Origin of the sequence: Salinicoccus halitifaciens, from assembly GCF_021026095.1 — a bacterium.
GTDB lineage: Bacteria > Bacillota > Bacilli > Staphylococcales > Salinicoccaceae > Lacicoccus > Lacicoccus halitifaciens.
The window spans coordinates 128494-142110 of sequence record NZ_JAJNCU010000005.1; the positions used below are offsets into that span (position 1 = coordinate 128494).

15 protein-coding genes and 1 riboswitch are annotated in these 13617 nt (G+C 46.6%); of the genes, 8 read left to right on the plus strand and 7 right to left on the minus strand.

What is annotated here, in order from left to right; genetic code table 11:
• Positions 1-2: 2 nt before the first annotated feature.
• Positions 3-782, plus strand: coding sequence for a hydroxyethylthiazole kinase (gene thiM, locus LPW40_RS10720; protein WP_230822240.1), 780 nt, complete (start codon positions 3-5; stop codon positions 780-782).
• A gap of 1 nt (position 783) precedes the next feature.
• On the plus strand, positions 784-1398 hold the full coding sequence (thiE, locus tag LPW40_RS10725; protein WP_230822241.1) for a thiamine phosphate synthase: 615 nt from the start codon (positions 784-786) through the stop codon (positions 1396-1398).
• 84 nt (positions 1399-1482) lie between these two features.
• On the opposite strand, the gene LPW40_RS10730 is transcribed toward thiE, so the two are convergent.
• The 4 genes from LPW40_RS10730 to LPW40_RS10745 all read right to left on the minus strand — a co-directional run bounded on the left by LPW40_RS10730 (position 1483) and on the right by LPW40_RS10745 (position 3441).
• Complete coding sequence (locus LPW40_RS10730) at positions 1483-2268, minus strand: N-acetylglucosaminidase (RefSeq protein WP_230822242.1); 786 nt, start codon at positions 2266-2268, stop codon at positions 1483-1485.
• A gap of 64 nt (positions 2269-2332) precedes the next feature.
• Complete coding sequence (locus LPW40_RS10735) at positions 2333-2875, minus strand: NADPH-dependent FMN reductase (protein WP_230822243.1); 543 nt, start codon at positions 2873-2875, stop codon at positions 2333-2335.
• Between the two features lie 103 nt (positions 2876-2978).
• Positions 2979-3161, minus strand: coding sequence for a hypothetical protein (locus LPW40_RS10740; protein WP_230822244.1), 183 nt, complete (start codon positions 3159-3161; stop codon positions 2979-2981).
• 91 nt (positions 3162-3252) lie between these two features.
• The gene (locus tag LPW40_RS10745; protein ID WP_230822245.1) at positions 3253-3441 is read right to left on the minus strand and encodes a hypothetical protein; all 189 of its coding nucleotides are present in this window, start codon (positions 3439-3441) and stop codon (positions 3253-3255) included.
• A 119-nt stretch (positions 3442-3560) separates the two neighbouring features.
• On the opposite strand from LPW40_RS10745, the gene LPW40_RS10750 reads away from it, so the two are divergent.
• From LPW40_RS10750 to LPW40_RS10760, 3 genes are all read left to right on the plus strand, one after another.
• On the plus strand, positions 3561-4919 hold the full coding sequence (locus tag LPW40_RS10750; protein ID WP_230822246.1) for an aldehyde dehydrogenase: 1359 nt from the start codon (positions 3561-3563) through the stop codon (positions 4917-4919).
• Between the two features lie 128 nt (positions 4920-5047).
• A riboswitch (SAM riboswitch) is annotated at positions 5048-5145 on the plus strand.
• A gap of 59 nt (positions 5146-5204) precedes the next feature.
• Positions 5205-6482 (plus strand): O-acetylhomoserine aminocarboxypropyltransferase/cysteine synthase family protein, encoded by a 1278-nt coding sequence (locus LPW40_RS10755; RefSeq protein WP_230822247.1) that lies wholly within the window; start codon positions 5205-5207, stop codon positions 6480-6482.
• Positions 6482-7399 (plus strand): homoserine O-succinyltransferase, encoded by a 918-nt coding sequence (locus tag LPW40_RS10760; RefSeq protein WP_230822248.1) that lies wholly within the window; start codon positions 6482-6484, stop codon positions 7397-7399. The genes LPW40_RS10755 and LPW40_RS10760 overlap by 1 nt, the downstream gene beginning before the upstream one ends.
• 35 nt (positions 7400-7434) lie before the next feature.
• Here LPW40_RS10760 and LPW40_RS10765 read toward each other — a convergent pair whose 3' ends face one another.
• Positions 7435-7725: a chorismate mutase gene (locus LPW40_RS10765; RefSeq protein WP_230822249.1), complete on the minus strand. Its 291-nt coding sequence runs from the start codon at positions 7723-7725 to the stop codon at positions 7435-7437.
• 19 nt (positions 7726-7744) lie between these two features.
• Positions 7745-8782, minus strand: coding sequence for a 3-deoxy-7-phosphoheptulonate synthase (gene aroF, locus LPW40_RS10770; protein ID WP_230822250.1), 1038 nt, complete (start codon positions 8780-8782; stop codon positions 7745-7747).
• A gap of 414 nt (positions 8783-9196) precedes the next feature.
• Here aroF and LPW40_RS10775 point away from each other — a divergent pair, with 414 nt between their 5' ends.
• Both LPW40_RS10775 and argF read left to right on the plus strand, forming a co-directional pair.
• Positions 9197-10057: a prephenate dehydrogenase gene (locus LPW40_RS10775; RefSeq protein WP_097040741.1), complete on the plus strand. Its 861-nt coding sequence runs from the start codon at positions 9197-9199 to the stop codon at positions 10055-10057.
• 185 nt (positions 10058-10242) lie between these two features.
• Positions 10243-11247 (plus strand): ornithine carbamoyltransferase, encoded by a 1005-nt coding sequence (gene argF / locus LPW40_RS10780; protein WP_097040739.1) that lies wholly within the window; start codon positions 10243-10245, stop codon positions 11245-11247.
• Positions 11248-11332: 85 nt separating this feature from the next.
• Here argF and LPW40_RS10785 read toward each other — a convergent pair whose 3' ends face one another.
• Positions 11333-12178, minus strand: coding sequence for a hypothetical protein (locus LPW40_RS10785; RefSeq protein ID WP_230822251.1), 846 nt, complete (start codon positions 12176-12178; stop codon positions 11333-11335).
• Between the two features lie 345 nt (positions 12179-12523).
• Here LPW40_RS10785 and LPW40_RS10790 point away from each other — a divergent pair, with 345 nt between their 5' ends.
• Positions 12524-13615, plus strand: coding sequence for an aminotransferase class I/II-fold pyridoxal phosphate-dependent enzyme (locus tag LPW40_RS10790; RefSeq protein WP_230822252.1), 1092 nt, complete (start codon positions 12524-12526; stop codon positions 13613-13615).
• Positions 13616-13617 lie beyond the last annotated feature (2 nt).

The window sequence follows — 13617 nt, forward strand, 5'->3', positions numbered from 1 at the left end:
ATATGAAGACTTTAAGTAAACTTCGGGGGAATCCGCCGCTCATCGTCTGCATTACAAACGATGTCGTAAAAGACATTACGGCAAACGGCCTTCTCGCACTCGGGGCCTCCCCGATCATGAGCGGGGAGAAGAGTGAAGCGGCAGGGCTCATGCAGGCCGCGGACGGTCTGCTGATCAATATAGGGACTGCTGACATGCACAAGAAAGAGCTCATGTTTGAAATGGCGGAAGCAGCGAATAAAAACAATGTGCCTCTGGTGCTCGACCCGGTCGGCTATGCCGCTTCGAACTTCAGAAGGAACCTGGTGGATGAACTGATCGAAAAATATGAGTTCACGCTGATCAAAGGGAACCAGAGTGAAATGATGGCACTCGCCGGCCTTGAGAGCACTTCCCGGGGCGTTGATTCCACAGATGCCGGGGATGCACTCGAAATTGCCGAAGCCGCATTTGAAGCTCTGAACATACCGGCGCTGGTCACCGGGGAAACGGATGCACTCGTCACACGCACACGCCGGTATACGTTCCACAACGGAAATGGGCTGCAGGGTAGGATCACCGGCTCGGGCTGTCTGCTCGGTGCGGTCATGCTTGCCTTCATCTCAAGAAGTGACGGGCTCACCGACGGCGCCCTCGATGCGGTGAGCTACTACAACTTATGCGCCGAGTCCGCTGCCGGGCAGAATCCGGGACCCGCGACATTCAGGACGGGTTTCATAGATGCCCTCTATTTGAATGATGACGCACTGCTTTCAGAAAAGGACATCAGGCAGCATGAATAAGATGGATTTAAGGCTTTACTTCATATACGGTTCGGCACAGGGCGATGCTGCGGCCAGCTTGGATGTGATCAGGCAGGCGCTCGAAGGCGGCGTCACGATGTTCCAGCTCCGTGAAAAAGGGCCCGGTGCACTCGAGGGAAGAAGCCTTTTGGATTTTGCATCTTCGGTGAAATCACTGACTTCTGAATATGGAATCCCCTTCATTGTGAATGATGATGCGGATCTCGCGATGGAGGTGGATGCCGACGGCATCCATATCGGGCAGGATGATATAAAGCCAGCAGATCTGCCCCGGTGGTTCGACCGGAAAATCATCGGGCTCTCCGTCGGCAGTCCGGAGGAGCTCGCTTTAAGTGACCTCAGGAATGTCGACTATATCGGCACCGGTCCTGTATTCCCCACACAGTCGAAAGATGATGCGGGGGCGGCCATAGGCACCGCGGGACTCCGGCGGATGCGGGAAGACATCGGGCGCATGCCGATGGTTGCGATCGGCGGCATTACGCACGCAAACTATAAAGCGTGCCTTGAGGCCGGCGCCGACGGAATCGCAGTGATCTCGGCAATCTCCGGCGCCGGAGACGTCACCCGGGCAGCGCACGGATTTTTAAAATGATGAGAATAACCTGAACCACTTAAAAAGCCGGATGCAGAAGCCTTTTCATAAGGTTTCCGCATCCGGCTTTTATAGTGCCGTCCATTATTCTTCCCGGTATTTCGTGAATTTGAAATCACCGGTCTGAAGTGCATAATCATCATAATATGATGCCATTATACCGGCGATACTGACTGCCCAGCTGATATCGGTCGCATACTGGTGTGTACCGGGTTCATGCGGGTTCCACCGCATTTTATAGAGAGTATGCTGACCGTTATTCACATAGTTCCGGCTGATGAATTCCGCACCGCCCATGATCGCGCGTTCAGGGGATGACCAGTCTTCTTCAGCCGCATAGCTCGAGCCCGCTTCCACCGCCTGCCGGTCAAAAGCCCCGATGCCGAAAAAGTTGTAATATGTCGTGCCGTCCGCTTCTATGCCCCGGGCGAGCTCGGATGCACCGTTACCGGTCTCGATCTGTGTATGGCTGATCAAATACAGCACGTTGATATCATGGGCGTCCTGGGCCTCGAGGTATGTTTCCCCGTACCCTTCAAGGATACCCCTGCCCTCCAGAATCTCATTCAAAGTACCTGCATCCACGTCCACCTTCTGTCTCAGGTCGAGGTGCTGCAGCGGATAATAATCTTCAGCCGTCTGCATATAATGCCTGATCTGTTCTTCCCCGGCCTCCGTCAGCCGGCCATCCTGGATGGTCACATCCTGGGTATTTTTGTCGAGCTGGAGGGCGACCGCCTCATCAAAAGTATACGGCGAACGATTCCTGTCATCTCCCGTGGTCTCTGAAAATATGAAAGTGATCACGAACACCCCCATAATCAGACTGAGTATCAATAATGGTAAATCATCTTTATTTTCCCTGAACATGGCCTTTATCCTTTACAAAAATGAATACTCTTATATTACAACTTAAACATCAAAAAAGTAAGCATCAAATGTGATGCTTACTTTTCGTCATCGTCGCGAGATCTATTAGAGAATCAATCATCTTCCCGATCCTCTGCTTCATCTCCTCACTGAGATGGGCATACTCGCCTTTCTCGTTCTTTTGATAATCCCCGCTGCTTGCACAGACCTGGGTCGGCACGGCCAGCGCATGCAGCCCCCTCATCACTATCCGGAGCTGGGCCAGCGGGTCGGTGTTCCGCATGCCGCCGCTCGTGCAGTACAATGCGACCGGCTTGCCCTCGAACTGATCGAATGACAGATGATCCAGTGCATTTTTTAAAATGCCGGAAAATGAAGTATGGTAGTTCGGTGTGCCGATGATGATTGCATCCGCTTCCCTTGCGATGGTCTTGAATTCTTCAAGGTCTTCAGTCGGCGGAGAACCGAGAAGCGGGATATTCCATTGACACAGATCTATGATTTCAACATGGTTTTCAGGCTGTTCAATCTGGGCTTTTATTTCTTCAGCAAGAAAAGCAGCACTTGAACCCGGGAACGGACTCCCGGAAATGATCAGCAGATTCATAAGCTGGCTCCTTTATCAAAATATTTATTACATTCATCATACCATTTAGGCGCCATATATTCCCATACATCAAAGGATGTAAAAAAAAGAGACTTTAAAAGTCTCAATTCATTAACTTACTATTCAGTTCTTCCAATTTATCATAGACATCATAGGGTAATTCAGCAAGTGTGACTTCTTCATCGACCAATTTCTGCGCAAGTTCGATATCGATACCTACGGCTTGGCTGATCTGGTATGGGGTTAATTTTTCCACAAGTAGTGAAAGGTTTAATTCTGTGCTCATAAAGTCACCTTCCTTATCAGTATCGAAGAGTACTAATAATTAATTATACCATATAATCCACATACTGCAAGAATATGCTGAACACATTCAACTATTTCTTCACGCGGCCGAATAAAGCCCCTTCCAAATGATGGACTTTTTCCAGAATCTCAGGGCATAACTCCTCCAACGACATGTTGCCATCCAAAATGCTCTGTACCTGATCAATGGGTATTTCCAATGCTTCGCTAAGCTGGTAACTGGTCAGACTGCCGCCGAATATATTCAGCTCGTGGATCATATGCATCACCCTTATCCTTGAAGTCTCTTAAGTATACGCCCTTTCACCTAAAAAGCAATCTATTCTGCCTTAATTATTTCCCGTTTAATCGGGTACAATATGCGTGAGGAGTGATTTTTATGTATGAATCTGTATTCCATAAACAAAAACAATTTTTCCAGACCAAGGATACATTTGCCATCCCTACCCGCATAAAGGCACTGAAACAACTGAAAGATGCGATAAAACTGCACGAAAACGAAATTTTTTCCGCGATGAGGGCCGACTACAACAAAAATGAAAGCGATGCGTTCCTGACGGAAATCGGCATCATCTACAGCGAGATCAATTTCCATATTGAAAACCTGAAGGATTGGGCGGCCCCGGTGGATGTGAAGACGCCGGTCACCCATTTCGGTGCGAAATCCACAATCTATAAAGAGCCCTTTGGTGTCACACTCATCATCTCACCGTGGAATTATCCCTTCAACCTTGCGATGGCACCGCTCGTCGGGGCGCTTAGTGCCGGCAATACGGCGATATTGAAACCTTCGGAGCATACACCGAATGTTTCAGGCACCATATCCCGCATCATCGCCTCCGCCTTTCCCGAAAAGTATGTCACGACGATTGAAGGCGGCATAGAGACGAACCAGCAGCTGCTGGACCTTCCATTCGACTACATCTTCTATACCGGCAGTTCACAGGTCGGTAAAATCGTCATGGAAGCCGCTTCAAAGCATCTGACCCCCGTGACGCTCGAACTGGGCGGCAAATCTCCGAGCATCGTCATGAAGGATGCAAATCTCAAGCTCGCGGCGAAAAGGATCGTCTGGGGCAAATTCATGAATGCCGGCCAGACATGCGTCGCCACGGATTATGTATATGCCGACAACAGGATCAAGGATCAGCTTGTCAAACACCTGAAGCACTACACCCACAAATTCTATAACAAGGAGTTCGAGTCGGAAGATTATATGCAAATCATCAATGACAGGCATTTCAAACGTGTCCATGGTTATATCGAGGGTGATATCGCATACGGCGGCCGCAGCCATAAATCGAAGCGCATGATCGAACCGACGATCATTCAAAATGCAGACTTCAGCCATCCGGCGATGAAAGAGGAAATCTTTGGACCGGTACTGCCGGTGCTCGGCTTTGATGATCTGGAGAAGGCGATGATTGACATCAGGGATATGCCGGATCCGCTGGCATTATACGTATTCACCGAAGACCGCAGTGCAGCGCGCCACATCATTGAAAACATCCCTTTCGGGGGTGGTGCGGTCAACGATACAATGTTCCATCTCGCAACACCTCATCTGCCTTTCGGAGGCCGTGGCCACAGTGGTATGGGGAAATATCACGGGCGTTATTCCTTCGATACTTTCACCCACGAGAAAAGCATTCTGCATCAGACGACTCTGTTTGACATTCCCCTGCGCTATCCGAATTACAGGAAGTTCCAAAAGCTGTTGAAGTACATTTGGAAGTGATGTCTTTTTGGAATAACGCCGGGCGGTACGGGGACGGTCCGGATGGGCCTGTCGAACAATTTATAATTTTATAAAAATATTTGACAGACGACGCTTTAAATTGTAATATTAGACGCAATATTGAATATGGCTTATCAAGAGTGACGGAGGGAACTGGCCCGATGAAGTCCGGCAACCTTTTAAGTAAGGTGCCAATTCCAGCCGGGGATCCCCCGGGAGATGAGCAGATCAGAGTCTGCTGAATTCGGCGGACTCTTTATTTTTTATCCAGGGAGGAAATTATTCATGTCCAAAGATTTCAAGTTCGAAACAAAACAACTGCATTCCGGCCAGGTGGTCGATTCCGAGACCAATTCACGCGCACTGCCGATATACCAGACGACTTCCTATGTTTTTGACAATCCGGAGCACGGTGCCAACCTTTTCGGCCTGTCGGAAGCCGGCAACATTTATACACGCATCACCAACCCGACGACTGCAGCACTTGAGACAAGAATCGCAGATCTCGAAGGCGGCACGGCGGGACTCGCAGTCGCTTCAGGTATGGCGGCAATCACTTACGCCGTCCAGGGAGTTGCGGATTCAGGTGACCACATCATCTCCACAACGAGCCTTTACGGCGGCACACATACACTCTTCACGCATACGCTAAAGAAGTTCGGCATTGACGCGACACTCGTCAATACAAAGAACCCGGACGACGTTTCACGTGAAATCAAGGATAATACGAAAGCGATTTTCGTGGAGACAATCGGCAACCCTGAAGGCAACATCGAAGATCTTGAAGCACTTGCCAAAATCGCACAGGATAACGGCATCGTACTGATCGTCGACAATACTTTTGCGACACCTTACCTATGCCGTCCGATCGAACACGGCGCAAACATCGTCGTGCATTCTGCAACGAAATTCTTGGGCGGTCACGGCACTTCCATCGGTGGAATCATTGTGGACGGCGGCAACTTCGACTGGAAAAATGGAAAATACCCGGGCATGAGCGAGCCTGACAATTCTTATCACGGCCTCGTCTTTGCGGACACGTTCGGTGACCAGGCATTTGCATATAAGGTCAGGACGACCCTGCTTCGTGATACAGGTGCAGCGATTTCACCGTTCAACTCGTTCCTGCTCACACAGGGCGTCGAGACATTATCCTTAAGAATGGAAAGGCATGTTGAAAATGCACAGAAAGTCGCTGAATATTTATCACAGCATGAAAAGGTGGAGTGGGTGGACTTTGCAGGCCTCCAGGACAGCCCTTATAAGTCACTCCAGGAAAAGTACCTGCCGAAAGGTGCCGGTTCAATCTTCACTTTCGGTGTGAAAGGCGGATACGAGGCAGGCAAGAAATTCATAGAAGCACTCGAGCTGTTCTCACTCCTTGCCAATGTCGGTGATGCGAAGTCGCTTGTCGTCCATCCCGCTTCAACAACACATTCCCAGCTGACCGAAGAGCAGCAGGTGGAAGGCGGCGTCAAGCCTGAGACGGTGCGTCTCTCTGTCGGACTTGAGCATATAGATGATATAATAGAGGATATCAATAAAGGTCTGGATGCGATTTAATGCCAATAAAAATAATTGAAGGATTACCTGTAAAAACAAGACTGGAAGCGGAAAATGTCTTCACGATCGACGCTTCCAGGGCGATGACCCAGGACATCCGCCCACTGCGCATCGTCATATTGAACCTGATGCCAAAGAAGGAAGAGACAGAGCTCCATCTGCTGAGACTGCTCGGAAATACACCTTTACAGGTCGATATAGAGTTTTTATATACAGAAACACATAAAAGCAAGAACACGCCGACAAGTCATCTCCAGAAATTTTACCGCACTTTGGATGAAATCAAAGACGAACGCTTTGACGGGATGATCATTACTGGCGCACCGGTGGAAAAACTCGATTTCAACCAGGTGGATTATATAGAGGAGCTTGAAGAGATTTTAAAATGGTCGGAAACCCATGTGTTTTCCAGGTTCTTCATCTGCTGGGGCGCACAGTTCGCCCTCAACTATTATTACGATTTCGACAAGATCACGCTGCCGAGCAAGCTGTTCGGCATCTTCAAGTATAAGAACATCCTGCCTTCACATCCTTTGATGAGAGGGTTCGATGATCAGTTTGAAGTTCCGCAGTCGAGGCATACAAGGATGGACTTTTCTACACTTGATCAGCACCCGGATCTGAAGGTGCTGTCGGTCCATCCGGATTTCGGCCCGGATATCTTGAGCACCTCGGACAGCAGGGACTTGTATATATTCGGCCACTTGGAGTATGAGAGGGATACGCTGCGGACCGAGTATGAAAGAGATGTAGAAAAAGGGCTGGATACAGGGATGCCGCATAACTACTTCCCGGATGATGACTCAAACAATCCGCCATACTTCAACTGGAAGTCGCACGGTCACCTTTTATTCAACAACTGGCTGAACGAGACTTACCAGAACACTTATTACGACTTGAATGACCTTGGAAAATAAGAAGAGCACAGGCCGGCGGCCTGTGCTCTTTTTTATCATTTTTGGGAAACTTTCATATGATTGATGCTGTCGTTCTGATGCTTCCTGGAGAGTCCCATGAGATTTTTGATGAATAGTTCACCATAAAGTTTTAACTCCTGCTTTTCAATCAAAGATACATTTTTGGCAATCACTTCTTTTTCACGCGATGAATCGAATACCGCGATGTCATGTGAGTACTTATACTGGGCAATTTCCTCTGACACTTGCATTCTTTTTTCAAACAAGCGCATTAACTCCCGGTCAATTTCATCTATCTCCCTGCGCAATTCTTCGTGTCTGCTCATGGGGACTCCTCCTTAATCATTATTTTTGGACGATTGTTTCGTTTGTGATCGTCTTGCCTTCCATTTCGGCAAGGATGTTGATGTGCTGCATCAGATCTTTGAATTCTGCAGGTGTCAGGCACTGCTGGCCGTCACTCCATGCATTTTCCGGATCCTGGTGAACTTCTATCTGAAGTCCGTTTGCACCAGAAACTGTAGCCGCTTTTGCCATGGAAGGAATGACGTATCTTGTTCCTGCAGCATGCGACGGGTCGATGACGATCGGCAGATGTGATTCCTTCTGGATCACCGGCACGGCCTGAAGGTCAAGCGTGTTTCTTGTCGCAGTTTCGAATGTACGGATGCCGCGTTCACAGAAGATGACATTGTCATTTCCGCCGGCCATGATGTACTCTGCAGACATCAGCCACTCCTGGATTGTTGCAGACATGCCGCGCTTAAGAAGTACAGGTTTTTTCGTCTGTCCGAGTGCTTTCAACAGGTCGAAGTTCGACATGTTACGTGCACCCACCTGGATGACATCCACCATTTCGACGAAATCGTCGATATGCTCTGTGCCCATCAATTCAGATACAATCGGCAGACCCGTTTCCTGCTTGGCAGTGTTCAGGATGCGCAGTCCTTCGATGCCAAGACCCTGGAAGCTGTACGGGGATGTACGCGGCTTGAATGCGCCACCTCTTAAAGTGTTCGCACCAGCATCTTTCAAAGCTTTCGCAAGCTCTACCGTATCCTCTTCATTCTCGACCGAACATGGTCCGGCACATACCATGAAATGGCTGCCGCCAACTTTCACGCCATCTATATCGATGACACTGTCATCTTCATGGAAGCGTCTGTTCGCTTTCTTGTAAGGCGACTGTATTCTGAATACAGACTTCACTATCCTGTATTTTTTGAAGTCATTTTCGTCTACACGGGATGTATCACCGATAAGACCGATGATTGTCCTTCTTTCCCCGTCGGAACGGTGAGCGCGGAAACCTGCACTCTCGATATTTGAAACCAGCGTTTGAATCTCACTTTCTTTTGCATCATGTGTCACATGAATGATCATACAAAAACCTCCCAATAATTTTAAAAATAAAACTGCCACCTATATAAATAGATAAGTGGCAGTTGGTGAAATAATATAAAAGTCCGTGCCTCCAGCCACTTATTTATAAATGGCTAGACATTACAAAATGCTTTAGCCATCACTGATACAAACTTTGATGAGTTTTACGTTTGTACACAATGATGGGTACAAACGGTATCAAAAATAGCTAAAGTAATACGGATTATTATTCTGTTGTTGAAGAATTGAGTTCAACATGATAACCGCTCCAATTTGTAATGTGTTGATTGCCATTATATTGGGTTGTGATTTATTTGTCAACCTTAAATATTAAAATGTTCAGATTTTTAAAAATCTTGTCGTATCCACCATTTCACTATATACTCACAATTATAATCATATTGGAGGAATTCTATGAACATAGTCATCATCGGCCTCGGAAATATTGGAGGTTCTTTTGCCGAGGCCATCCGGGAGGGCGGGGGCGGCCACAACGTCTATGCCATCGATGTGGATGAAGAGGCACTCTCACTCGCGGAAAAAGAGCAGCTGATCAAAAAGGGATTCACCGATCCGAAAGATATCATACCGGAAGCGGATCTGATCATTTTTGCAGTTTATCCCAGGGTCATCGTGGATATCATTGACCAGTACTATTCCCTTTTCCGTGACAATGCCATCATAACGGATGTCACCGGCGTCAAAAGGAAAATCATCGCAGAGATAGAAGAAAAACTGCCTCCGGAAGTCGACTTCATCTTTGGTCATCCGATGGCTGGGCGTGAAAACCGCGGTTTGAAATATGCAAGCAGCGAAGTTTTCAAAGGTGCGAATTATTTAATCACTCCCACTGAGAGAAATAAAAAAGAAAACATCGAATTCCTTAAAGGATTCATAAAAGGGCTGGGCTTCCGTAACATTTCCGAGATTTCACCGGAATTCCATGATGAGGTCATCGGTTTTACAAGCCAGCTCGCACATGTCATCGCCATCTCCCTGATCAACAGTGATGATGCTGACCGGAACACCAAGAAATATACGGGTGACAGCTACAGGGACCTTACCAGAATTACGAACATCAACGAAAAATTATGGCCTGAACTATTTATCATGAATAAAGACTTTCTCCAGAAACATATAGATGACTTTACATTCCAGCTTGAAAAGCTTTCCAGGGCAATCAAGGATGAAGATATCGCCACAATGGAAGAGATGATGACAGAGTCACGGCGAAGGTATCATGATTTGCATGATTTAGAAATGCCCGATCAATGAAGAAAGCAGGACTGAACGGCCGGTCCTGCTTTTTTTGATGCAAATTCAATCAATTTCCGATGAGAAACAGATAATACACTAATTATTATGCACTTTATTAAATATTTATTTGCAAATGAGCATTTTATATGTATAATATGAATTATTAACTTTTTAGGAGATGGTTACATGGGGCGGCAAAGCAAATCAAATTAAATGAGTTTTACGGTAAAAGTTTTTTGAAGGAAGTGGATTTTTCCAAAGATGACCTGGAAGTTCTGATCGATCTTGCAGATGATCTTAAAACCAAAGAAAAACATGGGATTCCTCAGCGTTTCATGAGTGGAAAACACATCGCTTTGATCTTTGAAAAACAGTCGACACGCACACGTTCGGCATTCACGGTCGCAGCAACAAAGCTCGGCGCGAATGTTGAATATCTGAACAAGAACGATATCCAGCTGGGCTCGAAGGAATCTGTGGAAGATACCGCCAAAGTACTTGGACGCATGTTCGACGGCATTGCTTACAGAGGCAGCGAGCAGTCCACCGTCGAAGCACTTGGTGAATATTCCGACATACCGGTTTGGAATGCATTGACTGATGACTGGCATCCGACGCAGATGCTTGCAGATTTCCTTACCATCAAAGAAAATTTCGGAACTTATGAAGGCAAAACAATCACCTTCGTGGGTGATGGAAGGAATAACGTGGCGCATTCATTGCTCGTCACCGGCGCAATGCTTGGAGCAAACGTCCACATACTGGCACCTGAATCACTTCAACCTGCCCTTTCCGTGCAAAAAATGGCATATGATATCGCAGAGCAATCCGGCAGCAAGCTTTTAGTCACTGCTGACAAAGCAGAAGGTATGTATGGAAGTGATGCAGTATACACGGATGTATGGGTCTCGATGGGTGAAGAGGATGCTTTTGAAGAAAGGTTCAACCTGCTGTCTGAATACCAGGTGAATCAGGAGCTTATGGATATGAGCGGCAATCCGGATGCTATTTTCCTCCATTGTCTGCCTGCCATCCATGACACTGCCACTGATGTCGGTAAACTTGCTTATGAAAAGTTCGGCGTGAATGGAATGGAAGTTACGGATGATGTTTTCAGAAGCCCGGCTTCAAAAGTCTTCGATCAGGCTGAAAACAGGATGCACACGATCAAAGCATTGCTTGCAGTGACATGCGGCAATGTGCATTAAATGAATTAAGCATCTGATATAATGAATATAAAAACGACCCGGAAATTCATTTCCGGGTCGTTTTACTTTCGTCTTCAAAACCTCTCTACTTCCTGAATATTTTTAACAGGCCGTCCAGGAAGCCGCCTTTATCACGTGAAGCATCATCTGACTTTTCTTTTTCCTCACTTGCCGGTTCATCGTCTGCATTCTCTCCTGAGCCGCCGGCACTGCTGTAATCACTCATATCGACATTCTTCCTGTCCGGGGTTTCACTAACTGAAGGTGCTCTTTTTTCATTGTTCTTGGCATCTTCAGCATCCGTGGCAGGAGATTCATTTGTATCGTCCATTGAAGCGTTCTTTTCTTCTTCCGAAACGTCACCTGAATCATCTTTATCTGCTGCATGAACGACTTCTTCCTGATCACTCTCATCAGGCGCTGAACCCGTATTGGAATCATCTTTGTAAGGTTCAGACAGTCCAGTGTTTTCCAGGGTGCTCGCATACCCTATGTAACGTTGTGCGTTATTCTCATCATAACGCTCGAGCCTTTCAACCAGGTTACGGATATTACGCTTTAATTCACGATTTTCCTCCTGGATATCATCCAGTCTTGAAATGACGTGGCTGAACATTTCCCTGACTTCATCATTATCATTTGCCGGCACCATTTTATGAGATGCACCAGATATGATTTCATTGATTTCCCCCATGATTTCATCTGCAGCAGACTCAAGGGTATACCCCGGTTTCTTGGCTTTTTTAATCAATTCCCGGAGTATCAGAACATCATTTGCTGAAAACAGCCTCCTGTTATGCTCATCTTTTGCAACTTCATACTTTCTGTCTTCGAGGAGTCTGACGTACTTCCTCACATTCTGATCGGACAGTTCCACTAGTTCCGTAACCTGGGCCGTCGTATAATATACAGACTGATTGAGTTCTTTCATTACATTACCTCCGCTTTAAACGTTAATACTTATTATAACGGCATTACTGGATAATAACCATCCTTTAATCCATTATTTCTAAAAGTATCGCTATTATAACACATGTGCGACCGCCGTTATAAGTGATTAAGAACATTGATTTAAAGCCTTTTTAGGCGTTATTTCAACCATTCATGAAATATCATTTGAAAAATCATGCAGCATTCAAACCACTGCCCTCATAGCGTTAATTATACTATAATTTTTCACTTTGATTGAAGTTGCCCCCTTCACCTTATTGACTTTAAATCGAATTATTTATAACATTGATTCCAATCTTCAAATTTCAGAATCCGGAGGTATTTAATGGATACTATACTTTCCCAATTATCATTAGTGAATGATCATACCGGTGCCACCTCGAACCCGATATATCTTGCCACAGCGTATCAGCACCCGGCGCTCGGCGAATCGACAGGGTTTGATTACACACGTACAAAAAACCCGACAAGGAGCCAGTTTGAAGAGGCTTTCGCCAAATTGGAAGGCGGCAGCCATTCTCTTGCCACTTCGAGTGGCATGGCAGCAGTGCAGCTGGTGTGCAACTTGTTCAGGCCCGGGGACGAAATCCTTGTGAGCTTCGATTTATACGGGGGTACGTTCAGGCTGTTTGATTTCTATACAGAACAGTATAATATAGCTTTCAAATATGTCGACTTCAACAAGCTTGAAGACGTCAAGGCGCATATGAGTGAAAATACAAAAGCCTTCTTCATAGAGCCGATAACAAACCCTTCCATGATCAGAGCGCCTCTGGAAGAATTGATTGATATTGCAAAAAACAATGGTATTTTAAGCATTATAGATAATACTTTCCTGACACCTTACCTCTTGCGCCCCCTTGAAATGGGTGCTGATATCGTGCTGCATTCCGCTACAAAGTATATCGGTGGCCATAACGATGTATTGGGTGGCGTTGTAACGGTAAACGATGAATCTTTGGCTGACAAGCTTGCAGCTTTCCATAATATGATTGGGGCAACATTATCCCCGATCGACAGTTACCTCTTGATCAGAGGTTTAAAAACCCTGCATTTGAGGATTGAACGCGCCCAGGAAAATGCAAGAGCCCTTGCAGATCATTTCAGTGACCATACAGCTGTCAGTGAAGTACTTTATTCCGGGTATACAGGAATGCTCAGCCTCAGGCTGAAAAAGAACTATGATGTCGGCAGGCTTCTGGAAAATGTCAAATTATGCACATTTGCTGAGAGTCTTGGGGGGACGGAGACTTTCATCACATTCCCCATTACCCAGACGCATGCAGACATGCCGGCTGAGGCTCTGGATGCAAGAGGCATCGACCGGCACCTGATACGGCTGTCCGTCGGGACAGAATCGTATGAAGACATCAGGGACGACCTCGATAATGCACTGGCTGAAAGCATAAATGATTGAAT

Bases quoted from the DNA above. Each gene is read 5' to 3' on its own strand.
- thiM (WP_230822240.1), top strand. From the start codon at position 3: ATGAAGACTTTAAGTAAACTTCGGGGGAATCCGCCGCTCATCGTCTGC.
- thiE (WP_230822241.1), top strand. From the start codon at position 784: ATGGATTTAAGGCTTTACTTCATATACGGTTCGGCACAGGGCGATGCT.
- LPW40_RS10730 (WP_230822242.1), bottom strand. From the start codon at position 2,268: ATGTTCAGGGAAAATAAAGATGATTTACCATTATTGATACTCAGTCTG.
- LPW40_RS10735 (WP_230822243.1), bottom strand. From the start codon at position 2,875: ATGAATCTGCTGATCATTTCCGGGAGTCCGTTCCCGGGTTCAAGTGCT.
- LPW40_RS10740 (WP_230822244.1), bottom strand. From the start codon at position 3,161: ATGAGCACAGAATTAAACCTTTCACTACTTGTGGAAAAATTAACCCCA.
- LPW40_RS10745 (WP_230822245.1), bottom strand. From the start codon at position 3,441: ATGATCCACGAGCTGAATATATTCGGCGGCAGTCTGACCAGTTACCAG.
- LPW40_RS10750 (WP_230822246.1), top strand. From the start codon at position 3,561: ATGTATGAATCTGTATTCCATAAACAAAAACAATTTTTCCAGACCAAG.
- LPW40_RS10755 (WP_230822247.1), top strand. From the start codon at position 5,205: ATGTCCAAAGATTTCAAGTTCGAAACAAAACAACTGCATTCCGGCCAG.
- LPW40_RS10760 (WP_230822248.1), top strand. From the start codon at position 6,482: ATGCCAATAAAAATAATTGAAGGATTACCTGTAAAAACAAGACTGGAA.
- LPW40_RS10765 (WP_230822249.1), bottom strand. From the start codon at position 7,725: ATGAGCAGACACGAAGAATTGCGCAGGGAGATAGATGAAATTGACCGG.
- aroF (WP_230822250.1), bottom strand. From the start codon at position 8,782: ATGATCATTCATGTGACACATGATGCAAAAGAAAGTGAGATTCAAACG.
- LPW40_RS10775 (WP_097040741.1), top strand. From the start codon at position 9,197: ATGAACATAGTCATCATCGGCCTCGGAAATATTGGAGGTTCTTTTGCC.
- LPW40_RS10785 (WP_230822251.1), bottom strand. From the start codon at position 12,178: ATGAAAGAACTCAATCAGTCTGTATATTATACGACGGCCCAGGTTACG.
- LPW40_RS10790 (WP_230822252.1), top strand. From the start codon at position 12,524: ATGGATACTATACTTTCCCAATTATCATTAGTGAATGATCATACCGGT.